Source organism: Veillonella nakazawae (assembly GCF_013393365.1).
GTDB lineage: Bacteria > Bacillota > Negativicutes > Veillonellales > Veillonellaceae > Veillonella > Veillonella nakazawae.
In genome coordinates, this window is sequence record NZ_AP022321.1 from 843231 (window position 1) to 868872 (window position 25642).

Sequence of the window (25642 nt, forward strand, 5' to 3'; positions counted from 1 at the left end):
TCTTATATTAGTGAATATCTTTATGTTCTTTTATGTCTTTGTCAGCTTGGTTAGCCAAGTTTTCGAGTGCTTGTTTAGGAGCTGTACGTTCACCTGTTTCTAGATCTACGAATTCAACACGGTCCAATGTATCTGTGATTTGGCCTCGAATGAAGCTTAAGTAAATTTCATAAAGTTCTTTTTTTTCTGCTAATTCCTCTGGTGTGAGTTGTTGCCCAGATTTTTTCTTTGCTGCTAGTTCATTTATACGTTTTAATGTATCGTTAATATTGCTCATATTGACCTCCTGTATTCTATATTAGAATAACATGATTTATTATAACATAGAACTAAATGAATACGTATGGTAAGATATAAGTTGTACGCGTCTGTACTTTCACAAGTGAGAAAGGAGATCTATATGCGTGTAACAAAAGCAATAAAGGCAGAGCAATTGAAATTATTGCAAGAGCATTATTTTGATGCAAAACCTGCCCTTGAGTATACAAATGAATTTGAATTATTAGTGGCAGTCGTATTATCTGCACAATGTACGGATGAGAGAGTTAATATCGTTACTAAACGGTTATTTCCTGAACTAAATCATCCGGCTAAGATGTTAGCAATTGGGGTTACCAAATTAGAAACTCTGATTAAGGACTGTGGCCTTTATAAATCTAAAGCCAAAAATTTGATTGCCACTTGTCAGATTCTAGTAGAACAATACCACGGGGAAGTGCCACGGGAGTTTGATCAACTCGTTGAATTACCTGGTGTAGGTCGTAAGACTGCAAATGTGCTAGTATCTGTATTGTTTGGTACGCCAGCGATCGCTGTAGATACTCATGTATTCCGTGTGTCTAACCGATTAAAATTGGGTATTGCTAAAACACCAGAAGAGATGGAATTAAAGTTGCAGAAGGCAATTCCTAAAGAGGATTGGTCGGCTGCTCATCACTGGTTGATTTATCATGGTCGTAAACTATGTAAGGCTCGTAAGCCATTATGTGAAGAATGTTTTTTAAATCACTTATGTCCTTCAGCTGGAAAGGTTTAATATGAAAGTAAATAACGAAGAATTTATTGCCCTTTGTGCTACTCATAGTATTGAAGGTATTGATATTGTAAATGAGTTAATGCGTTTTAAAGTGTTAGATCAATTGATTTCTAGTAATGCTAGCTCCCGTGAGTGGGGTGTTACGGCTGATGATTTATATGCGTTAGCAGAAAAATCTACAGTAGAATCTTTTGGCCCTGTTCCATATGATTTGAATACATTCCAAGCTCTATATGGCCCTTCGTTTAGAGTCGAATTATTTGATTTTATTAGCGATACAGGTATTTTAGATGGTCTAGATGTTGGTACTATTTGGGAGACTCCTGTTCGTGAAAGTATCGAAGCCCATAGTAAAACGGGAGAACTCGTTCTATATGCTTATGTAGAAGAATACGCAGGTATGATTGAAGAAATTCTTCAATCTTATGAAGATAAAAAAGTTGTGCTTTATACGGCATCTCCAGTGTGCTATAGCATTTTGACACGTTTATATCCAATGGCGCAAATTATTAATCAATGGCCTCATCGCAGCTATTTTGATCATATCTTTACAGGAACGGTTGGCATGTTCCAATCCTCTGAAGATATTGTGGAAGAAGTGGCTAATGGTTTACATAATCTTGTTCCAGAAGGAACTGCACAATTATTCTTGCCTGCTACGATGGCACAAAATCAATTAGGTTTGAATAATATGGCATTACAATTCTTCTTGAATCAAAAGCGTGTAGAAGCGATTCGTGAATGGACACCATTAGGGGCTTACGAAATTGTATATGGCAAATATGATGTTAAAAAGATGCGTGTTGGTCTACGTGAACGCGTAGGAGAAGAATGGAAAACGATTAACTATATTCCATTGCCTCATGGTGTGTTCGCTCAATTGCCAGTGTTTACTGTATTAAATTATGGCTTGTCTTTGCGTTCTATTTTGCTACCAGGTGGTCAAACTGATGTAGCCTTAGGACAAGATGGTATTTATTGTATCGACAGCCGAGTTTCTGAATTAGGTCGTAATGCTCTTGTTGAAAATGGCGCTTATTTCCTTACATTTAAACGTCATGCAGATCATGTAGATGTAGATATTACTACAGAAGCACCAAAAGAGGACATTTATTGGATGTTCCCAGATGCTGAATTAGCCTATATGTGGTATGCATACTTCTGTAGTACTATTGGTCAAACATTGATTCAAGAAGTTTCCATGCTCGTTCAAACAGATGAGTCATTCGGTTATATGCTTAGCAGCGTACGTCGTCGCGTGTTAGATGTTAACGACGAGGCTCAACTAATCACATCTGTTCAAGCCGCTGATGAAGCGTATATCAAGGCTGTGACAGAAGCGACAGAAGATTGGAAATCTACAGTAGATGAATTAGGTGCTCAAGTTATGCCACCAACAACATCTATTGATATTGAAGATTATAGCGATTATAAAAACTAATTGTAAAAGTCCGATATTTAGTTTAAAATATATCGTATCCTAAAAAATATAAACTACTAAATATAGTAGGTATGAAACATACTACACGAATGTGTAAGAAAGGAGGATTCATGGCTGTTATTAATTTTGAAATCTTCAAAGTTATTGGTACTTTATCTGAAGATAAAGACGGTTGGAAAAAACAATTAACATGCACTAGCTGGGGCAAATATAATCCTAAGTTTGACCTTCGTGCTTGGGATAGTGAATATACAAGCATGAAAAAGGGTATTACCCTTTCTTTAGAGGAGCTCATCGCATTGCGTGACATCCTTAATGAAAGTGACTTAGAGACCATCCTAGCTGAGTCTATTGAAGAAAAGCAAGCATCCAAGGAATAGTATTGGCAACTTGCATTTGTGCATATGTCATGCTATAATCTATAAGAATAATATTGATTGTCGGAAAGAGGTGTATAGAATGAAACAAGGTATTCATCCAGACTATAAAGAAGCTACAGTAACTTGCGGTTGTGGCAACACATTCAAAACTGGCTCTGTAAAAGAAGACCTTCGTGTAGACGTTTGCTCCAAATGCCATCCGTTCTTCACTGGTCAACAACGTGCTGCTCAAGCTCGTGGTCGTATTGAACAATTTAACAAACGTTACGGCAAATAATTTGTCATGTAATGTAGCATCTATTGGCAGGGCTATGGGCTCTGCCTCTATTTGTTTATGAGAGGAGCTCTTGTGAACACAGAACGTATTAAAAAGTTTGTCGGTGGACAAGCTGTGATCGAAGGTGTCATGATGAGGGGGCCTGGTGTTACAGCAACAGCTGTACGAGAACCAGCGGGAACCATTGTAGTTCAAAAAGAGCCTACAAAATCTATTGCTGACACATATCCAATTTTGAAAAAACCATTTCTTCGAGGCTGTGTAGCCCTTTATGAATCCCTCGTAATTGGCATGAAGGCATTGTCCTTCTCCGCTAAAGCCGCTGGCGATGAAGAGGAAGAAATGTCTAATAGTGAAATTGCCATTACTATGGTTATTTCCACCATATTTGCGATAGCTGTATTTTTGGCATTGCCTACATTTATCGTAAAATTTATTCCTGGTGTACAGGATAATCATGTAGTATTAAATCTCATTGAAGGTGTCATTCGTTTAGTACTTTTTCTACTCTACATTTGGGGGATTGGGCTTACGAAGGATATTCAACGAGTTTTCCAATATCATGGGGCCGAGCATAAAACAATTCATACCTATGAATTAGACTTGCCTCTTACTGTAGAAAACGTTCGTAAACAAAGTCGTTTACATCCACGATGTGGTACAAATTTCTTACTTATCGTTATGGTGGTGAGTATCTTTATTTTTGCCTTTTTAGGTTGGCCTAATTTGTTGGAGCGTATTCTGAGCCGCGTACTTCTCATGCCAGTAGTGGCAGGTATTGCGTACGAGGTTATTCGTCTTGCTGGTCGTAGTGAGCATTCCTTTGTGAAAGCTCTTATCAAACCAGGTCTTGCATTACAGTACATGACCACACGTGAACCAGAAGATGATCAAATTGAAGTCGCTATACGAGCTCTTGAAGAGGTTCGCCCTCTTGAGAGTGATGCATATGAAGAGGAATAAACATGTTAGTAGATAAATTACAAGTTATTGAAGATAAATTTATGGACCTGGAGCAGCGCATCAGTGACCCTGAAGTGATTGCCCGCCAAGATGAATGGCGTAAATTAACACGTCAACATGCTCAATTATCTGAAACAGTTGAAACATTCCGTACTTATAAAAAAGTATTAGCTGGTATTGATGAAGCTATGGAAGTTATTGAAGATAAATCCATGGATGAAGAATTCCGCGAAATGGCACAAGAGGAATTAAAAGAGCTAAAACCTCAAAAAGAGGAATTAGAAGAGAAACTACAAATCCTTTTATTGCCTAAGGACCCTAATGATGATAAGAATATTATCATTGAAATTCGCGGTGGTGCCGGTGGTGATGAAGCAGCACTATTTGCAGGCGATTTGTTCCGTATGTACACAAAATATGCGGAAAGCCAAGGATGGCGTTGTGAGATTATCGATGCCAATGAGCCTGAATTAGGTGGCTTTAAAGAAGTTATTTTCTCTGTAGATGGTGAAAATGTATACTCTAAAATGAAATTTGAATCTGGTGTACACCGTGTACAACGTGTGCCTGCTACAGAAACACAAGGCCGTGTACATACGTCTACAGTTACTGTGGCTGTATTACCAGAAATGGAAGATGTTGATATTGAAGTTAATGAAAAAGACTTAAAAATCGACACCTATCGTGCGAGTGGTGCGGGCGGTCAACATATCAATAAAACTGAATCTGCTGTTCGTATTACACACTTACCATCCGGTATCGTTGTAGCTTGTCAAGACCAACGTTCTCAATTACAAAACCGTGAAAAAGCCATGCGTGTATTGCGTGCTAAATTGCAAGACCAAGCTGAACAAGAGGCTATTTCTAGCATGGCAGCAGACCGAAAGAGTCAAGTTGGTACAGGTGACCGTAGTGAACGTATTCGTACCTATAACTATCCACAAGGTCGCGTAACTGATCATCGTATTAACTTAACATTGTATAAATTAGATGCTATTTTAAATGGCGATCTAGATGAAATCATTCAAGCCTTAAATGCTGCTGACCAAGCGGCAAAAATGCAGGAGGCTAATACAAATGCATAAGGAGATTTGGACAATCGGTCGTATTCTCCAGTGGACAGAGCAGTACTTTCAAAGCAAGGAGATGGATACACCTCGACTTGATGGGGAAGTACTGCTTTCTCACGTTTTAGGCAAGGATCGTATTTATCTATATACCCATTATGACCAACCACTTATTCAAGAGGAGCTCGATGCTTTCAGACCTCTCGTTCAAGAACGAGCTAAGGGGCATTGTGTAGCGGCTATTATTGGGGAAAAGGACTTTATGGGATTGACCTTTAAGGTTAATGATAAGGTATTGATTCCACGACCTGATACAGAAACTTTGATTGAACATGTATTAGGTACGTACTCAAAAGATAGTAAGGTTCGCATCCTTGATGTATGTACAGGCCCTGGTACGATACTACTTAGTCTATTACACTATTTGCCGTATGCGTGTGGTGTAGGTCTTGAAATATCTACGGATGCCTTGGCAGTGGCTGAGGAGAATAGTGAAAGATTTAACTTACATGATCGTGTTCAATTCTTAGAGTCCGATATGTTTTCTGCCTTGGCTGGTAAAGCTGAAAAGTTTGACCTCATCGTATCGAATCCACCATATATCCGTACAGGGGATGCTAAATTATTGTCTCAGGATGTATTAAATGAGCCTCATATTGCCTTGTTTGGTGGTGAAGATGGATTAGAATTCTATCGTATTTTAGCTAAAGAATGCGGTACATACTTAAAACCGCAAGGCCGTATAGCCTTTGAAATAGGTTACGATCAAGCGGAAGAGGTAAAGGCTTTATTAAAAGAAGCTGGTCATTACTCCAACATTCAGTGTATCGCTGATCTTGGTGGTAATAACCGTGTTGTAACCGCAGTATATGAGGGATAATATGGATACTCAAATTATTACAAATCCATCAGAACAAGAGCTAGATATGCTTGCTCGTGCTTTGCGTAATGGTGAATTGGTGTCCATTCCTACAGAAACTGTATATGGACTCGGTGCTAATGGCCTTGATCCAGAGGCAATGGATAAAATCTATGCTGCGAAAGGTCGTCCTTCAGATAATCCCCTTATTTTGCATGTTCCTAATAGTGAAAGTATAAAACCTTTAGTAACAGAGGTTTCAAAGACGGCACAACTATTAATGGATACGTTTTGGCCAGGGCCATTAACGATTACATTGCCTAAATCTGATTTAGTGCCAGATCGTGCTACTGGTGGATTACCTCGCGTGGCATTGCGGTGCCCTGATCATAAGGTGTGCCGTGCATTATTAGAACGCGCTGGTGTACCTGTAGCAGCGCCTAGTGCTAATATATCTGGTCGTCCAAGTCCTACAACGGCACAAGATGTTTACCATGATATGAAGGGCCGTATTTCCTACATTTTAGATGCTGGTCCATGTACGATTGGTGTAGAGTCAACTGTAGTGGAAGTACATGATGATAAGGTCATTATATTGAGACCAGGCGGAATTACAAAAGCACAGCTTGAAAATGTTGTGTCTGCGGTTGAATATGATACTGCTCTCGTTAATGCTACAACTAAGCCTAAAGCTCCTGGTATGAAGTATACCCATTATGCTCCTGATGCACCTATGACAGTTGTTGTAGGTAGTCCAGAGCGGGTGGCAAGTACTTTTAAAGAGCTTTCAGAGGGGATAGAAGGTCCTATAGGTTGTTTAGTGAGTCATGAAACGTATAACCTTATGAAAGAGGATACACGCTTTATATTCCATTGTTTTGGCAACTATGGTGATGCCTTATCATTAGGCCATGACTTTTATAAAAGCCTATTATATTTTAATGAAAATCATGTTGCCTTAATCTTGGCAGAAGGTGTTGATGACGACGGTTTTGGTGTTGCCATTATGAACCGCATGGAAAAGGCCTCGAGTCATCATATCATTTATAAGTAAATTTACTGAAATAAAAATGTCCACTGATAATAGAAATATGTCTTTACATATTGGATGAATTTGCTATAATGTATAAAGTAATCACAAAATGTGATTAAGTAAGGATGTTATTATGAATATTTTATTTGTATGTACCGGTAATACTTGCCGTAGCCCTATGGCTGAAGGTATTACACGGGCCCTTGCAGCGGAGCAACATAAGGATGTGACGACTGTATCAGCTGGTCTATTTGCCGCCTATGGAGCAAAACCAACTGAACAAGCCATAGAAGCCGTCCGTTCCATTGCAGATATTTCTGATCATGAATCGAGACCATTGACGATGGAGCTCGTTAATGCAGCAGATCTTATCATTGGTATGACGAAAGATCACAAATCTGTACTACTTCGCCAATTCCCGTTTGAGGAAGGTAAAATCAAAACGATTTCCGAGTGGGGTGGTCAAGATGGTGATGTTACGGACCCATATGGGTCTGATCAAACCGTATATAATCAATGTGCGGAACAAATTTATCACTTAGTAGAGGCTGGTCTTACATCAGTGCCTCAGAAGGCGTAGGAGATGAAATTATGAAAGTTGCAATTGGTTGTGATCATGGCGGATTAAATTTAAAAGCATCCGTTAAGGAATTGTTAAATGCATTGGGACATGAAGTAGAGGATTTTGGTTGTCATACACCTGATTCTTGCGACTATCCTGATATTGCTGTACCTGTAGCAAATGCAGTCGTATCTGGTCAAGCAGACAGAGGTATTTTGATTTGTGGTACTGGTATTGGTATCGGTATTGCAGCAAATAAGATTGCAGGTATTCGCGCTGCTCTTTGTCATGATACATTCTCTGCTCATGCATGTCGTGAACATAATGACGCTAATATTCTCACAATGGGGGAACGCGTTATTGGTCCGGGCCTAGCTAATGATATTGTTGCCATCTTTATGAAAACAGAGTTCGAAGGTGGCCGTCACGCACGCCGTGTAGAGAAAATTAAAACATTAGAGAAGTAATACATCATTACCTATATATATTCGTTTTGCACGAGGAGGATACTCATGAGTTTCTTAGAAAAACAAGACCCTAATATTCAAGCTGTTATCAATCAAGAATTAGCACGCCAACGCGATAAATTAGAAATGATCGCTTCTGAAAACTTTGTTTCTCAAGCCGTAATGGAAGCTCAAGGTAGCGTATTAACTAACAAATATGCAGAAGGGTATCCTGGTAAACGTTATTATGGCGGTTGTGAAAATGTTGATGTTATCGAAACATTAGCTATTGAACGAGCAAAACGCTTGTTCGGTGCAGAACATGCCAACGTACAACCTCACTCTGGTTCTCAAGCAAACTTTGGTGTGTATTTTGCATTATTACAACCAGGTGATACTATTGTGGGAATGAATTTGTCCCATGGCGGTCATTTAACTCATGGTTCTCCTGTTAACGTATCTGGTACATATTTTAATGTAGTACCTTACGGTGTAGATGCAGAAACTCAACAAATCGATTATGATGAGTTCCGTAAAATCGTTTTAGAAGCAAAACCTAAATTGATTATCGCTGGTGGTAGTGCTTATAGCCGTCAAATTGACTTCAAAAAAATGGCTGATGTAGCTCATGAAGTTGATGCTATCTTCATGGTAGATATGGCTCACTTCGCAGGCCTTGTAGCAGCAGGTTTACATCCAAATCCTGTAGAATATGCTGATATCGTTACTACAACGACTCATAAAACATTACGTGGTCCTCGTGGCGGTATGATTCTTTGCAAAGAAAAATATGCAAAAGCAATCGACAAAGCTATCTTCCCTGGCATTCAAGGTGGTCCTTTGATGCATGTTATCGCTGCTAAAGCTGTAGCATTTGGTGAAGCATTACAACCTGAGTTTAAAGTATATGCACAACAAGTTATTGATAATGCAAAAGCATTGGCTGCTGCATTGCAAGAAAAAGGCTTAACAATTGTTTCTGGCGGTACAGATACTCACGTTATGCTTGTAGATGTTCGCAATACTGGTTTAACAGGTAAAGAAGCAGAACACTTACTTGATGAAGTAGGCATTACATGTAATAAGAATACAATTCCATTTGATCCAGCTAGCCCATTTGTAACAAGTGGTATCCGTCTTGGTACACCAGCTCTTACAACACGTGGCTTACAAGTAAAAGATATGGAAGAAATTGCAGATATCATTGCAACTGTTCTTAAAAATCCTGAAGATAAAGCAATTCATGAAGAAGCAAGCAAACGTGTGGCAGCACTTTGTAAAGCGTATCCTTTATACTAATCTATTAGATTAATTATAACAATTACATATTTGTAGTCCTATAAACCTATAAGTAGCATAAAAGGGGTGTGCCTAGGCATATCCCTTTTAATATTTTTATGGCATGATTTATCAATCTGTGATAGAGTAAATATGAATATTAAATGGATACCGATAGGGTATGTAAATTATTTATAGGAGGACAGTCATGAAAGTTAATGTTATGACACATCCATTGATTCAACACAAAGTTACATTGATGCGTGATGCAGAAACAGGCTCTAAGGATTTTAGAGAATTACTTGATGAGATTACTATGTTGATGGGTTATGAAATTACTCGTAACCTTCCATTAGAGGATGTAGAAGTACAAACACCTTTAACTAAAATGACTGGCAAACGTATTGCAGGTAAAAAATTGGGTATTATCCCAATTCTTCGTGCTGGCCTAGGTATGGTAAATGGTATGCTTAACTTGATTCCAACTGCAAAGGTTGGTCATATCGGTTTATATCGTGATCCTGAAACTTTGAAACCAGTAGAATACTACTGCAAGTTACCTTCTGATGTAGGTGAACGCGACTTTATAGTAACAGATCCAATGTTAGCTACTGGTGGTAGTGCAGCAGCTGCTATTACATTGTTAAAGGAAAAAGGCGCTAAAAATATTAAGTTAATGTGTCTTGTTGCGGCTCCTGAAGGTGTGGAAGCAGTGAATAAAGAACATCCTGATGTTCCTATTTATGTAGCGGCCCTTGATGAAAAACTTAATGATCATGGTTACATCTTGCCTGGTTTAGGCGATGCTGGTGATCGTATCTTCGGTACAAAATAATATAATCATATAAAACGACATAATTTAGGTACAAAGTCGTATAAAATATCTAAATTATGTCGTTTTCTCCTATAAAGTCTTGAATAAAATCTACATAGGGTATACAATACAGATGTAAAAGTATTTTTTTATTTTAGGTGGGACGAATTTTGTTCACATGGGACGAAAAACGATTCATACAATCCCAACGGGTAAAGGAGGGACCCGATGAACGAGTTTCTAATGATATGTGAACGTATTGTTCCTGAAATCGTTAGTGTATTAAAGGAGCGATACAAAATATTAAACCACCTAGTTTATGAAGAGCCTATAGGCCGTAGGACATTAGCTACTGCAACGGACCTTCCAGAGCGAACCGTACGAAGTCATATTGAGTTAATGCGTGCTAATGGTCTTGTAGACATTTATAAACCAGGGATTTTTCTCACTGATGAGGGACATGCAATTGTTCCAAAGTTGCGAAATTTTTTAAATGAATTAGATCGTATTAACGAGCTAGAACATCGATTGACTGAAGCACTTCATATCGATAGGGTTATCATTACGCCTACAGAAGGAACGTTGATGGTTAAAAAGTTAGGTTTTGCAGCAGCAAAGCTATTACAGGAATTATTAGAACCTGACTCTGTAGTTGCTATCAGTGGTGGTAGTACAATGGCTGCAGTAGCTGAAGAGATGCCTGTATTACCATTTAATCCTATTGTTGTACCTGCCCGTGGGGGCGTTGGTGAGGTAGTTGAATATCAAGCTAACGTAATTGCTTCAGTGCTAGCTGAACGACTTCGTGGGACCTATAAAATGCTCCATTTACCTGATGGGCTTTCACAAGACTCATTGCATATGCTCATGACTTGTGAACCTCAAATTAAGGAAATTGGGGATCTCATTAGTAGGACTGACGTATTGTTGTTTGGTATTGGTACAGCTATGCGTATGGCGGATCAGCGCCATATAGCTGATGATGTGCGTAAGCAGTTAGTAGATAATCATGCTGTTGGCGAAGCTCTTGGTCAATATTGCGATATAGATGGTAAGTTGATTTACTCCACTAATAATATTGGGTTATCACTTCCGGATGTTGCAAAAATTCCAAATGTGATTGCTGTGGCTGGTGGCCAAGACAAATCGAGTGCCATTATTGGTGTTATGAGAGCTTGTCAAAAAGGCATACTTATCATTGATGAGCAAGCTGCAGAAGGTATGCGTCAATTGTTACAAATTTCAGCGTTATAAATGAGGTTAGTAGTTAAATATTTTGTTAGAATATTTTTGTTATTAGGAGGATCTAACAATGGCAGTAAAAGTTGGTATTAACGGTTTTGGTCGTATTGGTAAATGTGTAGTACGTGCAGCGATTAACAATCCTGATGTAGAAGTTGTAGCAATCAATGCTACTGGCGATAATGAAGGTACTGCATTATTATTAAAATACGACTCTGTTCATGGCACAATTCCTAACGAAGTAACATTCGATGAAGACAACATTTATGTTGATGGTAAAAAAATTCGCGTATTCCATGACCGCGATGCTTCTAAATTGCCTTGGTCTGAAGAAGGCGTAGAAATCGTTATGGAATGTACAGGTAAATACCGCGATGCAGAAGAAGCAAAAGTTCATTTAAATCAACCTACAGTTAAAAAAGTATTGATTTCTGCACCTGGTAAAAACGAAGACTTAACTATGGTTATGGGTGTTAACCAAGATATGTACGATCCTGCAAAACATCATATTATTTCTAATGCATCTTGTACAACAAATTGCTTGGCTCCATTCGCTAAAGTATTATGCGATGAATTCGGCATTAAACGTGGCATGATGACAACTATTCATTCCTATACTAATGACCAAAAAATTCTTGATGCACGTCATAAAGACCCTCGCCGTGCTCGTGCAGCAGCTATGTCTATCATCCCTACAACTACTGGTGCAGCAAAAGCTGTTGCTAAAGTATTGCCTCAATTAAAAGGTAAATTAGATGGCTTTGCATTGCGTGTTCCAACTCCTGACGTATCTGCTACAGATCTTGTTTGCGAACTTGAAAAACCTGCAACTAAAGAAGAAATCAATGAAGCATTCCGCAAAGCAGCTGCTGGCGAATTAAAAGGTATCTTAGGTGTATCTGATGTGCCATTAGTATCTTGTGACTTCAGCTCCGATCCACGTAGCTCCATTGTTGACGCTGATTTAACAATGGTTATGGATGGCAATATGGTAAAAGTTGTTTCTTGGTATGATAACGAATGGGGTTACTCCGAACGTCTTATCGACATGGCAGCATTCGTAGCAAGCAAAGGCTTATAATCGGGAGGCTTTGATGAAACAAACAATCGAAGGTTTACAAGTAGATAATAAAACAGTATTTGTTCGTGTTGATTTTAATGTTCCTATGAAAGACGGTGTCATCACTGATGATACTCGTATTCGTAGTGCATTACCTACTATCAATTATTTAATTGAAAAAGGGGCAAAGGTAATTCTTGCTTCTCACTTTGGTCGTCCAAAAGGGGAACGCAAACCTGAAATGTCTTTGGCACCATGTGCAAAACATTTATCTGAGCTTATCAACAAGCCAGTAGCATTCGTAGATGACTGCATTGGCCCTAAGGTTGAAGAGGCTGTAAAAGCATTACAACCAGGCGATGTATTGATGCTTGAAAACTTGCGTTACCATAATGAAGAAACTAAAAACGACCCTGAATTTGCTAAACAATTGGCATCTCTTGCTGATGTAGCAATCAATGATGCATTCGGTGTATCTCACCGAAATGCAGCATCCGTAGTTGGTATTGCTGACTATATCCCTATGGCAGCAGGTTTCTTGCTCAAAAAAGAAATTGATGCATTAAGTGCAGCTGTAGTTCATCCTAAAACACCTATGGCAGCTATTATCGGCGGTGCTAAGGTAACAGATAAAATTTCTGTCATTTCAAACCTTTTGCCTAAAGTGGATGTAATGATTATCGGCGGTGGTATGGCAAATGCTTTCATAAAAGCACAAGGCTGCAACATTGGTAGCTCTTTATTTGAAGAAGGTCAAGAAGCTATTGCTACAGATCTTGTTATGGAAGCTCGCGTAGCAGGTGCTAAATTATTGACACCTATCGATGCTGTAGTAGCTGATGCTTTCAGCAACGACGCAAACACTAAAATCGTTGACGTTGAAAATATTGAAGATGGGTGGATGATTCTAGATATTGGTCCTAAAACACGGGAGCTCTATGTAGAAGCATTGGCGCCAATGAAGACTATTATTTGGAATGGTCCTATGGGCGTATTTGAAATGGAAAACTTTGCAGCTGGTACTAATGCAGTAGCAAAAGCTGTAGCTGAATCCGATGCGATGACTATCGTTGGTGGTGGCGACTCTGTAGCGGCTATTGAAAAAAGTGGCTTAGCAGATAAAATTAGCCATATCTCCACAGGTGGTGGTGCATCTTTAGAATTCTTAGAAGGCAAAATTCTACCAGGTATTGCTGCATTGTCTGAGGCATAATATGAGAAAACCCATTATTGCAGGAAATTGGAAAATGAATGGCACCATTGCGTCTGGATCAATTCTGATCGAAGCGTTTAACAGCGTGTTACAAGATATGGAATTATCCTGTGATGTAGTTGTTTGCCCGCCTTTCACAGCTATTGAACGTGCTGTAGCACTAACAAGAGATACAGCTATTGAAGTAGGCGCACAAACTATGGATTATCATGATGCTGGTGCATTCACTGGTGAGATTTCACCACTTATGCTTACAGAGGTAGGCGTCAATTATGTTATTATTGGTCACTCTGAACGCCGTGAATATTATGGTGAAACAGATGAGACGGTAAATGCAAAAATCAAAAGTGCATTTCACCATAATTTGACTCCTATTGTCTGTGTTGGTGAAAGTTTAGAACAACGTGAATCTGGTCATACTCTAGACTGGATTACGTCTCAACTTAAAGGGGCTCTGGTTGACGTTCCAAAGGAACAAGTTAGTCAATTGATTATTGCGTACGAACCAATTTGGGCTATAGGGACTGGAAAAACAGCAACCGCTGATCAAGCAGAAGAAGTATGTAAAGAAATTCGCGAGTATATTCGCTCTTTGTACGATGATGAAACTGCTGATGCCGTGCGTATCCAATATGGTGGTAGTGTTAAATCCGAAAATGCCCGTGAAATCCTTGGGGAACCAAATATTGATGGTGCCCTTGTAGGTGGTGCATCCTTAGTAGTTGATGAATTTATTGATATTATTAAAGCGGCGAATCAAGTAAGCGCTTAATATGAGGTTAAAAATGGCTAAATTAAAGGCTCCCGTAATGCTAGTCATCCTAGATGGCTTTGGCATGGGAGATCAATCAGATACAACCAATGCTGTAGTACAGGCGAAGCCGCACTGTTTTAATCAATTGTGGGATATGTATCCACATACAAAATTAGAAGCATCAGGGCTAGCAGTAGGACTTCCAGAAGGACAGATGGGGAATTCTGAGGTGGGCCATTTAAACCTTGGTTCTGGTCGCATTGTGTACCAAGATTTGACACGTATTACTAAAGACGTTGAATCTGGGGAGTTCTATAATCGCCCTGTTATAAAGGAACTATACGAAGTCGGTAAAAAACAAAGCTTACATCTTATCGGTCTAGTATCAGATGGCAATGTACATTGCTCCTTAGAGCACATTAAGGCAGTTATCAAAGGGGCTCATGATCATGGTATTGAGCACGTTTATGTACATGCCTTGCTCGATGGTCGTGATGTAGCCCCTCAATGTGCACAAGGCTATTTAAAAGACTTAGAAGCGTATATGGCAGAGTTAAACTGTGGCAAGATTGCTACCGTGAGCGGTCGTTACTATGCGATGGACCGCGATAATCGATGGGATCGTGTTGAATTGGCTTACCATGCGATTGTAAACGGTCAAGGCGAAACAGCAAAAACTGCTTGTGAAGCAGTACAGCAGTCTTACGACAAAGATGCAGCGGATGAGTTTGTTCTTCCTACAGTGATTGATACTGAAGGAACTATCAAAAGTGGTGATGCAGTAATCTTCTGTAATTTCCGCCCAGATCGGGGCAGAGAACTTACAAAAGCCTTAGTGTTGCCAGACTTTGATGGCTTTAACCGTGAACCATTATCTTTATACATGGCTACTATGACCAAATATGAAGATGGTTTACCAGTTCATATTGTGTATGAAAAGGACATTTTATCCGAAACACTAGGCGAAGTACTAAGCGTAGGTGGCTATCGTCAATTGCGCATTGCTGAAACAGAGAAATATGCTCATGTAACGTATTTCTTCAACGGTGGTAAAGAGGATCCATTTGAAGGTGAGGACCGCATACTTGTGAAATCTCCGCAAGTGGCAACCTATGATTTGCAACCGGAAATGAGTGCTTATGAAGTAACTGATAAGGTTGTAGAAGCCATTCAAGATGAAACGTATGATATGATTATCTTGAACTTTGCAAATCCAGATATGGTAGGTCATACAGGTAGTTTTGAAGCAGCTGTTAAAGCAGTTCAGGCTGTAGATACTTGTTTAGGTCGTATCGTTGAGGCTATACGCAGTAAGAATGGCCACTTGTTAATTACGGCAGACCATGGTAATGCTGAGCTTATGGTTAATCATGAAACTGGCAAAGTTCATACGGCGCATACAACAAACTTGGTTCCTTTAATTTTAATGAGTGATACCTTAAAAACAGCTACATTAGAGGCTGGCAAATTATGTGATATTGCTCCTACATTATTAGACTTGGCTGGTATAGAACAACCAGAATCTATGACAGGTCATAGTTTAGTACAAAAAGCATAATATAGAACTTTCACTATATTAGTGGTTAACTAGAGTTATAACCTATATGGTTTTGCTCAATATATAATATCTGTCGCATGACAGTTATCCCATTAGATTTTTATGAGGTGAAGAAATGGCAGTAATTGAACAAGTCATTGCAAGAGAAATTTTAGATTCCCGCGGTAACCCAACTGTTGAAGTTGAAGTATGTTTAGAAGATGGTACTATTGCAACAGCTGCAGTTCCATCTGGTGCCTCCACAGGAAAATTTGAAGCTGTAGAATTACGTGATGGTGATAAATCCCGTTACTCCGGAAAAGGTGTATTAACAGCTATCGATAATGTAAATGCTAAAATCGGTCCTGCCATTATTGGTTATGATGCGACTGAACAAGTAGCTATCGATAACTTGATGTTGAAATTAGATGGTACAGACAATAAATCTAACTTAGGTGCTAATGCAATTCTTGGTGTATCTATGGCAGTAGCTCGTGCAGCAGCTGAATCTTTAGATTTGCCATTGTTTGCATACCTTGGCGGTTTCAACGCAAAAGAATTGCCAGTTCCTATGATGAACATCTTGAATGGTGGCGCACATGCGGATAATAACGTAGATATTCAAGAATTTATGATCATGCCTGTAGGCGCAGAATCCTTCGCTGAAGCTCTTCGTAGCTGTGCAGAAGTATATCATACATTGAAATCTGTACTTCATGATAAAGGTCTTAGCACTGCTGTAGGTGATGAAGGTGGTTTTGCTCCAAACTTGGCATCCAATGAAGAAGCGTTAGAAGTAATTTGTGAAGCTATTAAAGCAGCTGGTTATGAACCTGGTAAAGATTTCAAATTAGCTCTTGATTCTGCATCTTCCGAATTCTATGAAGATGGTAAATACAATCTAGCCGGCGAAGGCAAAGTTAAAACAGCTGCTGAAATGGTAGATTTCTACGAGTACTTAGTAGGTAAATATCCAATCGTATCCATCGAAGATGGTCTTGCTGAAGAAGATTGGGATGGCTGGAAATTATTGACAGAACGCCTTGGCGATCGCGTACAACTTGTTGGTGATGATTTATTCGTAACTAATACGAAACGCTTAGCTCGTGGTATCGAACTTGGTGTAGGTAACTCTATTCTTGTAAAAGTAAACCAAATCGGTACTTTAACAGAAGCATTCGACGCTATGGAACTTGCTAAACGTGCAGGTTATACATGTGTAGTATCTCACCGCTCTGGCGAAACAGAAGATACATTTATCGCTGATATTGCAGTAGCTGTAAATGCTGGTCAAATTAAGACTGGTGCACCAGCTCGTTCTGAACGTGTAGCTAAATACAATCAATTGCTTCGTATTGAAGAAATGTTATACGAAACAGCACAATATAAAGGTAATGACGTTTTTTATAACTTAAAATAAAAATTGTCTTAGCTAAAAGTCCAATAAGGGCGCCCTTCGGGGCGCCTTTTTTGTATGTCCAAAAATAGAAAAGTTTTCGCTTCGTGGATTTTTAAAAATAAAAAAGGGATTTTGGTGATGATGTCGAAACCTATAACGCCATACGCTAGTGTGAGGTAAAAACATACCGCAAGGTATAGGAGGTGACCATGTATGTAGACGTAACATTAGACGACATTATCCTATATGCTTTAGAACATCATGTCAGTGATATTCACTTTGATCCCACAAAAAGTGGTGTCCAAGTTCGGTTACGACAAGATGGACTGATGCAACATTACATGACTGTGTCATTTGAGGAAGCTGAACTCATTATCAACCGCATCAAGGTGTGTAGTTCTCTAGATATTAGCGAGAAGCGTTTACCCCAAGATGGTCGTTGGGCTTGGAGTCATAAAGATAAGTCTGTAACAATGCGTGTGTCTACATTGCCTAGCCTATACGGAGAAACCTTAGTTTGTCGCCTTATGGGGAATGAAGGGAGCCATAAAGATTTAAAAGCGCTAGGGATGCGAACAGATATTTTTGAGCATATTGCACAATTATTGAAACGTCCTTATGGCTTGTTGCTTATTTGTGGGCCGACTGGCAGTGGTAAGACCGCCACCTTATACGCCATGTTACGTATGCTTAATCTAGAGGAAACAAAGTTAATCTGTCTAGAAGATCCTGTAGAGGCTGAAATAAAAGGGGCTATCCAAATTGGTATTAATGAGAAGATTGGTTTTACCTTTGCCAAAGGTCTTCGGTCTGTATTACGGCAAGATCCAGATACGATTATGATTGGTGAAATCAGGGATAAGGAGACTGCAGAGCTGGCCGTTAAATCTGCTTTAACAGGGCATCGAGTGTTATCTACAATTCATACTAACACAGCTATTGGTGTTGTAACGCGTCTCATGGATATGGGGGTAGAACCGTATTTAATACGGGCTACTTTAATGGGGGCAATAGCGCAACGTTTAGTTCGAAAATTTGATGGTACCACGTATCATGGACGGACTGCGCTCTTTGAATATTTAGAAATACCAACCAATTCAGTTCACTGGGATCAATTAGAAGCACATTTACTTTTGTCACTAGAGGATTCCGCTCGTGAAGCTGTATCTCAGCATGTTACATCGATAGAGGAGGTGCATCGTTGTGGACTCATGCTGTAATAGTGGAAATTTAGAAACCATTGTTGAACAAGCAATACAATTATCATCCACAGATATTCATCTACAATGTGGTGAGCCTATCTATTTGCGACATGGTGATGGATTGAAGGCTACTTCGTTTATATGTACTACTATCTTAATTGAAGATATTTTACGACGTTGTGGTATAGCCTCTTATGAATGGCAATCTCTCGATGAAGCTTGTTCCTGTTGTGGCGTGCGTATACGTGTTCATCTATATAAGGCTAATCAAACGATATGTGGGACACTGCGGTTATTGTGCCATCAACAACTTAAGCTAGAAGATAACAGTGAAGGACATTTACTTCAAAAACTATGTGAAGCACATGATGGTCTATTGCTTGTATGCGGGCCTACAGGTAGTGGAAAAAGTTTTACCTTAGCCTGTTGTATTGACTATATAAATCAAACTATGGAGCGCCATATCATTACCTTAGAAGACCCCATAGAATTTGAGTTTAAGCCTAAGAAATCTTTAATTCATCAACGCCAATTAGGTGCCGATATTAAGTCTATGTCTAATGGTATTCGCGATGCATTGAGAGAGGACCCAGATGTCATTATGGTTGGAGAGCTTCGAGATCGTGAAACATTAGAGGCCGCTCTTCATGCGGCTGAAACGGGGCATCTTGTGATGGCTACTATGCATACCCAAAGGGCCGTGATGGCTGTTCACCGCATGATTTCACTATTTCCTGGTGAACAACAAGAGGAAATTCGCAGTCAAATATCTCAAGTGTTACGTGCTGTTATATGTCAACGACTTCTTAGGTGGAATAAAAAGTTTATTACCATTCGTGATATTTTGTTAAACACTCATGCAGTGGCAAATTTAATACGCACTCGTAAGGAACCGCAAATTATCTCGATTCAAGAAACACAACTGCCTATGAAAACACTAGAAATGGCCGTACGAGATGTAAAAGCACAATATGGAACGCAGCATCAACTACATATGCTATTAGATCAACAATTATCGTAGGTGCAGATATGGAGGCTTATGAATATGTCGTAAAAAATGAGAATAATGAAACAGTAAAAGGTTTGATGTGGGCAGATTCAGAACAGGAGGTCGGTACACGGTTAAAGCGCGATGGATACAAGATTTATAAAATTACTTTACAAGTAAATAAGAAAAAGCATAAGTGGAATCATACCATGGTGGTAGATGTAACCTATCAATTAGGACTACTCATCGAGTCTGGTGTGCCTTTACGGAGGGCATTACAGTTACTCTGTCATGGGAAGCGAGGGCTTTTATATACAGCCCTCTATGAATCGATTGAGAGAGGCCAAACCTTATCGCAAGCATTGCGTAGTGAAGGCTGCCCTGCGATAGCCTTAGCACTACTAGAAAGTGGAGAGGCAGCAGGCACTTTAGGTGAAAGCTTACAATACATTTCACGTCACTATGACTGGGAGCGACAATTGCGGCAAAAGGTTATGAGTGCTATTTCTTATCCTATATTTCTTCTTCTCATGATGAACGTATTCTTTCTCGTTACCATCCTGTTTATCATTCCATCCTTTGAGAAGGTTTTTACTACCATGCATATTACATTACCATTGATGACACGAGCCCTCTTTGCATTAGGACAAGGGCTAAAGAATCATCCTATATTAGTCTTTATTATGCAGTGTGTAGGGATAGGCGCTTTAGTCTTTGCATACCATCAACATAGTATAAAACGCAAAGTACATCGTTGGCTTTGGCTGTTGGCTCACAGATACCAATGGATGACCTGCATTTACTATACAAGTATGCTAAAGGTTTGGGCCCTTTTGTTAGATTCTGGAATTTCTATTATTCATACTATGAATATCACAAGACCTTTATGGGGCAATATGTATGGTGCCGAATGTAGTGAGAAAGTAGAGGCAAAGTTATTAACTGGCCATTCTTTTGAAGAGAGCCTTAGATCTGAGAATATTGGAAATTCCTTTATATGGCAAATGATTTCTATTGGCGAGGAAAGTGGAGAGCTCGTTAAGATGCTACATCATTGTGGACATTACTATGAATCTATACTTTCAAAATATATCGCCCGACTAGAGAGGCTTTTAGAACCAATTTTGCTAACTGTAATGGGAATTGGTGTAGCCGTTTTAGTTGTATCTGTTATGTATCCATTATTTACGTCTATTGCTAAGTTGGGAGGACAATAGCTATTTATAGTTAGCACAATAGAGGTCAATATTAATGGATAGATGTTATTTAATCATTATAAGGAGGATATTATGAGTTCTGTTATACATATGGTTCATGGTTTAAATTCTCGATTAGAACTATGTGGTCAATGGGTTTTAGACCACTTACATATTTCTCGTGTTCGGGAAAATTTCAAGAAGTCGAGAAAAGGGGGCTTTACCCTTGTTGAGTTAATGGTTGTGGTAGCCGTTATTGCCATATTGGCAGCTATTGCGATGCCACAATTCTTATCGGCTGCTGATAGAGCACGAAATGCGAAGGAAACAGCAGATATTCAAATAATTAAAAATGCAACGCAGCTCTATATGATCGACAAGAATGTAGATACACCACCAACTGTAGAAAATCTATATAAAGAAGGTTATCTTACAGAACATGTTAAGACTGCAAAGGATAAGGAATATACCATTACTTATGAAGTGGTTAATGGCGGTACGGCAAAAGCAGTTGTAGTTAAAGCACCTGATGCACCTTAACGTAACTTATATGTAGAATTTAGCATCTAGCATCTAATATCAGTATCAAGTAACTAGTATTTAGTATTTAATGTGCATGTATTAATGATAGGAATGTAGTTTTAGGTTTTCATATATATGTAGATTTAGGTTTTCATATATATGTAGTTATATCAATCGTTAGATTTACATATCTATAGTTGATTGTATGGAAGGACAAGGTATGAAAGGGACTCATTATGTTATAGCCTTGATCGTGTATATAGCATCCATAGTACTACCTATTATAGTTTCATCCCAGGTAATATCTTTTATTCACGTTGCTTTGTATGCTGTGTTTTCACTCATCATCATAGCAGGTGCTACCATCGATATGCATTACTATATATTACCTGATGAAGGGGCCTTAGTGCTTGTTATAGGTGGTATTTTGTATAGCTTTCTAAATGATAAGTCTATGCTTATAACAATCATAAGTGTTATGACTGTAGGTACTATTACATATGGACTTCGTCTTATTAGTCATAAAGGTTTTGGACTAGGCGATGTGAAATGGTTTTCTGCTATTTCTATGTGGCTTACGCCTTGGGAGATTATATGCTTTTTTTACGTAGCCTTTTGCGTTGGTTCTCTCTATCTCTTACTAACGAGCTATCGTAATCGATATATTCCATTTGGTCCCTTTCTATGCTTTGGTGGTTGGTGTGCCTTACATGGCGGATCCTATATGGAGGTGTTATATCAATGGTTAAGGCACAACCTATACATCATCAGTTTGGCTCTTTGTTAGCCGAGTGGATTATTGCTATTAGTTTATTTTTATTTTTGATTTCTCTGTCTTTGCCCATTGTTACGACGCCCAGTCGTTATACCTTAAATGGAAGTACTCAAGAAGTGGTATATATGTTAAAAAAGGTTCAACTTTGGTCCATGCTTGGTCATAAGTCGAATGGGAAAGGGCGCATGTTATTCATATTAAATAAAGATAGCTATACCTTAGAGGAGGATGCGCATCATCATACAGTCGATATATCGTTACCTACAGGGATTGAAAACGTACAACCTTTAACGATTATCTCTTTTTCTTCTCTAGGATTGCCTTATGATGGAACGGAACTTATTTTACGGGATCGAGAAAGTGGTGAGAGAAATCGTATATGGATATCTGTGCAGACGGGACGTATTCGATGGGAAGAAGTACACTAAGGGATTTATGTATGGAGATGCCTTAGTATCAACTGCCATTATTATGTTTATATTGCCTGTTATACTATCTGTATTTTGGATGGCTACCTTGACAATTTATAAGGCTTATTATTGGGATCATATAGTACAAGATACTGTAACATATTTAGAGGAAAGTAAGTCCCAGTATTACAAAACAGGTCACATTCAAGAAGGGATTCATAACTCTCAATTTATTATGAGCCCTAGGGAATCTATTACTTATAAAACACACATAGAACCTACCGTAGAAAATGGCATTGCCCTACAACGATTAACTGTACAGGCCATAGATAATGAAACTATTGTGTATAGCTTATCGCTCTTTTTGGAGGAAATACGTTGATTACTCATGATAAACAAAGTGGTTTTATTTTGTATTCCACACTTATGAGTATAACTATTTCTACTATCGTTCTAACCTTGTTATTAGGGATAGTTTTTTACGGAGTTATGTGGAATGCAAAATTAATAGATAGTGTTGCGATGATGGAGGATGGCAGGTATACAAGGCGTATGGTTGTGGCTCAAATTATATGGAATCCTGTACAGGTAACTGTAGAGGATAGAAATAAGACTTTATATGTTCACGATACTAAACGGACTACATTAACTGTACAACGCCATGCGCTGTATAGAAAACTTACGGATGGCAGCTTGCAGCCGGTTAGTGGTAGCCGCATTATAGGTACAAAAGATAAGCGAAATGTGGGGTATACACAAGAGCATCCATTTAGTATAGATGAAAGTGAAACTGTCCACATGCGTTGGTATATTACAAATCGATTTACTGGTGATAAGCAATATACTGCTGGATATGGAGGATTAGCTATATATGAAGTTGCTATAGGTCAAAGTAGTATATATGATTGGTATAAATATCATGAGGAACCGAGTCATGAACATGGGAGCCCATAATGCTGGATTCATTACATATGTAGCGATACTTACAATGTCTTTTTTATTATTGTTAGCCTTTATGGGGCTGCGTATTGGTCAAATTTGTGAAGGTAATGCAATAGATGAATTGCATTTAGAAGAGGCACACTATGCAGCTCAAAGTGGAGCACATTGGTTTGTAGGCTACTGTAGAGCGGGTAATACATGGGACTTTCAGCAAAAGCTAATAGTAGCTGATGATGCGGACGTGGAAATAACGATTGAAGCTGACTCAGTATCAGAAAACCCTCGTCATGTTATGAGTTATGGGAAATTGAAGCGTCACAAAATTGTTAGTCGAGTACATATGTATGTGACGGTAGATAAGGATAATAATATGCATGTTATAAAGGTGAAACCATATTGAGGTGAATCTATGAAACGAAAAAAGAAAATACATACTGGAGTATGCATTACAGATGAACATATTGTATGTGTTACAGCTCATGTAGAAAATAAAACTATGGTCATTACCGATGCACTAGAAATGAAACGCAGTGCACCTATTGATGAGGATATTCGAAAATTTATTGAAATGTATGATTTAGATGATGGTGCCTACAGCATTGTGGCAAATATTGATACACAAATGCATGTGGCACCTTATGATCCTCACGATTTTGATATGAAAGAATTTATCAAGTGGAATGTAGAGGATTACTTTAACTTTGATGGAGATAGCTTCCAAATGGATGCGTGTCGTCGAGAATATCCAAGACATAATTATCATATGTTTATGGTAGCTGTAGAGCGTCATTCATTAGAACTGTTAAAACAAGGAATACGAGACACTTATGCTCCAGTAGATGTAATCGATTTTTGGCCTATCCCTATTTGTTACAGTTTGATGCGGCGTAGTGGGACTGTAACTGGCGTTGTTGAAAAGGGTAATTTACACTTATGGCTATGGTGGAACGATATATGTATTCAAGAATGTAGAATTCCAATTACTAGTACCGATGTATCAGAAGGGATAGAACAGCTTGAGGCTAGATTGCAGGAGTTTGGCGTAGATGAAATACAAGGCATTAAGCTGTATGGTTTAGAACAGTTAACTGAAGAGGAACGAAAGGATATGGAAGCTATTATCTCCATATATGGAGAGACAGAGTATATTCCTCTACTATTTTTAGGTCGTGGTCGTAATCGGTGTAATCAAGGCCAACTAGATTGGGATATGGCCATTGGTATGGCAGCAAGGGGGCTTAAATGGATTGGCTTGGGCTGGTAAGGATAGACACATTAATTTAATGCCTCGTTCGTTATATTGGCATAGTATATGGCACAGATATCGATATTATCTATATGGAATGAGTATTATATACGGAATAGTAGGATTATTATCTCTAGGTTATTGCTGGTCTAGTTACGAACATTATAAAGCTGAAAAATCAGAACTATTGAGTCTATTACAAAATCCACAGTATCAGTCTATAGGGAAACAGTATGCAGATATAATAGCCGTTAAAGATCAAATTCTTAAGAATAGTTCAAAAAATAATACATCATCTATGATTCAAAATACTATAGTCCTATATGTCATTGATATAGCTATGGAGCAAGGTATTAGTTTACAGCACCTCCATATAAAAGATGGACAGATTAGTGTGGATGGTGTAGGTGTTACTGATGATGCGTGTCGTAAGTTTATAGCTAGTCTTCAACACAGACTAATAGGGATGGAGTGTCATGGAACAGTTAAAGCAGATAAAGGTATATATACATTCCATGTGGAAGGATCTAAAGGAGAGCACAACACATCCAGTAGAGAAGATACTAATGATCGTAATAGTGTGGAGCATCATCATTAGTAGTTCACTATATGGATTTATTAGTTTAAATCAGAAAGTTATTCAATTGAAAGAGCGACAAGAAAACTATGTTATTAAAATGCATGCTGAGTCAGATTATATTGTATCTAAGGAAGCCAAATTGTTAGAGTCATTTACGCAAAATAAGGTATCTAACACGAGTTCTAATACAAGTGTTTTTGATTCTTTGCAAGGAGAACCATTAATGATTGTTAGTACTGATGAGCATGAAGGTGTATTAGAGTTAACTGTATTAGGGAGTACAGAACGACTTATAAACTGGATTAATACTGTTGATGAGAAAGAACCTTCACGCCGTATAGAAATAGAGGACATAGAACGGAAAGGCAATGTCGTATATGTACTTTGTGCAGTGAAACCAACTATGAGGTCTTAACATAT

31 protein-coding genes are annotated in these 25642 nt (G+C 38.6%); 30 read left to right on the forward strand and 1 reads right to left on the reverse strand.

The annotated features are described in order from the left end of the window. Window positions 1–7: 7 nt before the first annotated feature. Entirely contained in the window at window positions 8–277 is a 270-nt protein-coding gene (locus VEIT17_RS03690) for a DUF896 domain-containing protein (RefSeq protein WP_178884781.1), read from the reverse strand. A gap of 123 nt (window positions 278–400) precedes the next feature. Between VEIT17_RS03690 and nth the strand changes: the two genes are divergently transcribed. From nth to VEIT17_RS09805, 30 genes are all read left to right on the forward strand, one after another. Further along, the gene (nth, locus tag VEIT17_RS03695; RefSeq protein WP_119207953.1) at window positions 401–1036 is read left to right on the forward strand and encodes an endonuclease III; all 636 of its coding nucleotides are present in this window, start codon (window positions 401–403) and stop codon (window positions 1034–1036) included. 1 nt (window position 1037) lies between these two features. After that, the gene (locus VEIT17_RS03700) at window positions 1038–2477 is read left to right on the forward strand and encodes a hypothetical protein (RefSeq protein WP_178884782.1); all 1440 of its coding nucleotides are present in this window, start codon (window positions 1038–1040) and stop codon (window positions 2475–2477) included. A 110-nt stretch (window positions 2478–2587) separates the two neighbouring features. After that, complete coding sequence (locus VEIT17_RS03705; RefSeq protein WP_005386267.1) at window positions 2588–2857, forward strand: YdbC family protein; 270 nt, start codon at window positions 2588–2590, stop codon at window positions 2855–2857. Window positions 2858–2936: 79 nt separating this feature from the next. Further along, window positions 2937–3134 (forward strand): 50S ribosomal protein L31, encoded by a 198-nt coding sequence (gene rpmE / locus VEIT17_RS03710; protein WP_004696185.1) that lies wholly within the window; start codon window positions 2937–2939, stop codon window positions 3132–3134. A gap of 57 nt (window positions 3135–3191) precedes the next feature. Continuing rightward, on the forward strand, window positions 3192–4097 hold the full coding sequence (locus VEIT17_RS03715) for a DUF1385 domain-containing protein (protein ID WP_178886003.1): 906 nt from the start codon (window positions 3192–3194) through the stop codon (window positions 4095–4097). 2 nt (window positions 4098–4099) lie between these two features. After that, window positions 4100–5182 (forward strand): peptide chain release factor 1, encoded by a 1083-nt coding sequence (gene prfA, locus VEIT17_RS03720; protein ID WP_105093892.1) that lies wholly within the window; start codon window positions 4100–4102, stop codon window positions 5180–5182. After that, complete coding sequence (gene prmC / locus VEIT17_RS03725) at window positions 5175–6044, forward strand: peptide chain release factor N(5)-glutamine methyltransferase (RefSeq protein WP_178884783.1); 870 nt, start codon at window positions 5175–5177, stop codon at window positions 6042–6044. The genes prfA and prmC overlap by 8 nt, the downstream gene beginning before the upstream one ends. A gap of 1 nt (window position 6045) precedes the next feature. Continuing rightward, window positions 6046–7077 (forward strand): L-threonylcarbamoyladenylate synthase, encoded by a 1032-nt coding sequence (locus tag VEIT17_RS03730; protein ID WP_178884784.1) that lies wholly within the window; start codon window positions 6046–6048, stop codon window positions 7075–7077. 112 nt (window positions 7078–7189) lie between these two features. After that, complete coding sequence (locus VEIT17_RS03735; RefSeq protein ID WP_178884785.1) at window positions 7190–7636, forward strand: low molecular weight protein arginine phosphatase; 447 nt, start codon at window positions 7190–7192, stop codon at window positions 7634–7636. 11 nt (window positions 7637–7647) lie between these two features. After that, on the forward strand, window positions 7648–8085 hold the full coding sequence (gene rpiB, locus VEIT17_RS03740) for a ribose 5-phosphate isomerase B (protein WP_119207967.1): 438 nt from the start codon (window positions 7648–7650) through the stop codon (window positions 8083–8085). A gap of 45 nt (window positions 8086–8130) precedes the next feature. Then, on the forward strand, window positions 8131–9363 hold the full coding sequence (locus VEIT17_RS03745; RefSeq protein ID WP_060924219.1) for a serine hydroxymethyltransferase: 1233 nt from the start codon (window positions 8131–8133) through the stop codon (window positions 9361–9363). A 187-nt stretch (window positions 9364–9550) separates the two neighbouring features. After that, window positions 9551–10177, forward strand: coding sequence for a uracil phosphoribosyltransferase (gene upp / locus VEIT17_RS03750; RefSeq protein ID WP_060924220.1), 627 nt, complete (start codon window positions 9551–9553; stop codon window positions 10175–10177). Window positions 10178–10384: 207 nt separating this feature from the next. Next, on the forward strand, window positions 10385–11410 hold the full coding sequence (locus tag VEIT17_RS03755) for a sugar-binding transcriptional regulator (RefSeq protein ID WP_060924221.1): 1026 nt from the start codon (window positions 10385–10387) through the stop codon (window positions 11408–11410). A 58-nt stretch (window positions 11411–11468) separates the two neighbouring features. After that, entirely contained in the window at window positions 11469–12479 is a 1011-nt protein-coding gene (gap, locus tag VEIT17_RS03760; RefSeq protein ID WP_105085797.1) for a type I glyceraldehyde-3-phosphate dehydrogenase, read from the forward strand. A gap of 13 nt (window positions 12480–12492) precedes the next feature. Then, entirely contained in the window at window positions 12493–13671 is a 1179-nt protein-coding gene (locus VEIT17_RS03765; protein WP_105085796.1) for a phosphoglycerate kinase, read from the forward strand. Between the two features lies 1 nt (window position 13672). Continuing rightward, on the forward strand, window positions 13673–14443 hold the full coding sequence (tpiA, locus tag VEIT17_RS03770) for a triose-phosphate isomerase (protein ID WP_105085795.1): 771 nt from the start codon (window positions 13673–13675) through the stop codon (window positions 14441–14443). A gap of 13 nt (window positions 14444–14456) precedes the next feature. Continuing rightward, on the forward strand, window positions 14457–15983 hold the full coding sequence (gene gpmI / locus VEIT17_RS03775) for a 2,3-bisphosphoglycerate-independent phosphoglycerate mutase (protein WP_178884787.1): 1527 nt from the start codon (window positions 14457–14459) through the stop codon (window positions 15981–15983). 115 nt (window positions 15984–16098) lie between these two features. Next, window positions 16099–17382, forward strand: coding sequence for a phosphopyruvate hydratase (gene eno / locus VEIT17_RS03780; protein WP_024065658.1), 1284 nt, complete (start codon window positions 16099–16101; stop codon window positions 17380–17382). Between the two features lie 188 nt (window positions 17383–17570). Continuing rightward, a complete protein-coding gene (locus tag VEIT17_RS03785) occupies window positions 17571–18581 on the forward strand; it encodes a GspE/PulE family protein (protein WP_178884789.1) in 1011 nt (336 codons plus the stop codon). After that, the gene (locus VEIT17_RS03790) at window positions 18565–19584 is read left to right on the forward strand and encodes a type IV pilus twitching motility protein PilT (protein WP_060924228.1); all 1020 of its coding nucleotides are present in this window, start codon (window positions 18565–18567) and stop codon (window positions 19582–19584) included. Before VEIT17_RS03785 ends, VEIT17_RS03790 begins: the two co-directional genes overlap by 17 nt. A gap of 8 nt (window positions 19585–19592) precedes the next feature. Next, a complete protein-coding gene (locus tag VEIT17_RS03795) occupies window positions 19593–20768 on the forward strand; it encodes a type II secretion system F family protein (RefSeq protein WP_178884791.1) in 1176 nt (391 codons plus the stop codon). A gap of 72 nt (window positions 20769–20840) precedes the next feature. Next, window positions 20841–21287 carry a competence type IV pilus major pilin ComGC gene (locus VEIT17_RS03800; protein WP_277872765.1) on the forward strand — a complete coding sequence of 149 codons (447 nt, stop codon included), beginning with the start codon at window positions 20841–20843 and terminating at the stop codon, window positions 21285–21287. Window positions 21288–21600: 313 nt separating this feature from the next. Beyond that, the gene (locus tag VEIT17_RS03805; protein ID WP_238672481.1) at window positions 21601–22056 is read left to right on the forward strand and encodes a prepilin peptidase; all 456 of its coding nucleotides are present in this window, start codon (window positions 21601–21603) and stop codon (window positions 22054–22056) included. Continuing rightward, window positions 22011–22472, forward strand: a complete 462-nt coding sequence (locus VEIT17_RS03810) for a hypothetical protein (RefSeq protein WP_178884793.1) — start codon at window positions 22011–22013, stop codon at window positions 22470–22472. Before VEIT17_RS03805 ends, VEIT17_RS03810 begins: the two co-directional genes overlap by 46 nt. Before the next feature lie 7 nt (window positions 22473–22479). Then, entirely contained in the window at window positions 22480–22836 is a 357-nt protein-coding gene (locus VEIT17_RS03815) for a hypothetical protein (RefSeq protein ID WP_119207976.1), read from the forward strand. Window positions 22837–22880: 44 nt separating this feature from the next. Then, window positions 22881–23408: a hypothetical protein gene (locus tag VEIT17_RS03820; protein WP_242013287.1), complete on the forward strand. Its 528-nt coding sequence runs from the start codon at window positions 22881–22883 to the stop codon at window positions 23406–23408. Continuing rightward, window positions 23389–23796 (forward strand): hypothetical protein, encoded by a 408-nt coding sequence (locus VEIT17_RS03825; protein WP_119207978.1) that lies wholly within the window; start codon window positions 23389–23391, stop codon window positions 23794–23796. The genes VEIT17_RS03820 and VEIT17_RS03825 overlap by 20 nt, the downstream gene beginning before the upstream one ends. A 9-nt stretch (window positions 23797–23805) precedes the next feature. Beyond that, window positions 23806–24660, forward strand: a complete 855-nt coding sequence (locus VEIT17_RS03830; protein WP_129823106.1) for a hypothetical protein — start codon at window positions 23806–23808, stop codon at window positions 24658–24660. Then, the gene (locus VEIT17_RS03835) at window positions 24644–25240 is read left to right on the forward strand and encodes a fimbrial assembly protein (RefSeq protein ID WP_178884795.1); all 597 of its coding nucleotides are present in this window, start codon (window positions 24644–24646) and stop codon (window positions 25238–25240) included. Before VEIT17_RS03830 ends, VEIT17_RS03835 begins: the two co-directional genes overlap by 17 nt. A gap of 46 nt (window positions 25241–25286) precedes the next feature. Continuing rightward, complete coding sequence (locus VEIT17_RS09805; RefSeq protein ID WP_242013288.1) at window positions 25287–25637, forward strand: hypothetical protein; 351 nt, start codon at window positions 25287–25289, stop codon at window positions 25635–25637. Window positions 25638–25642: the final 5 nt, after the last annotated feature.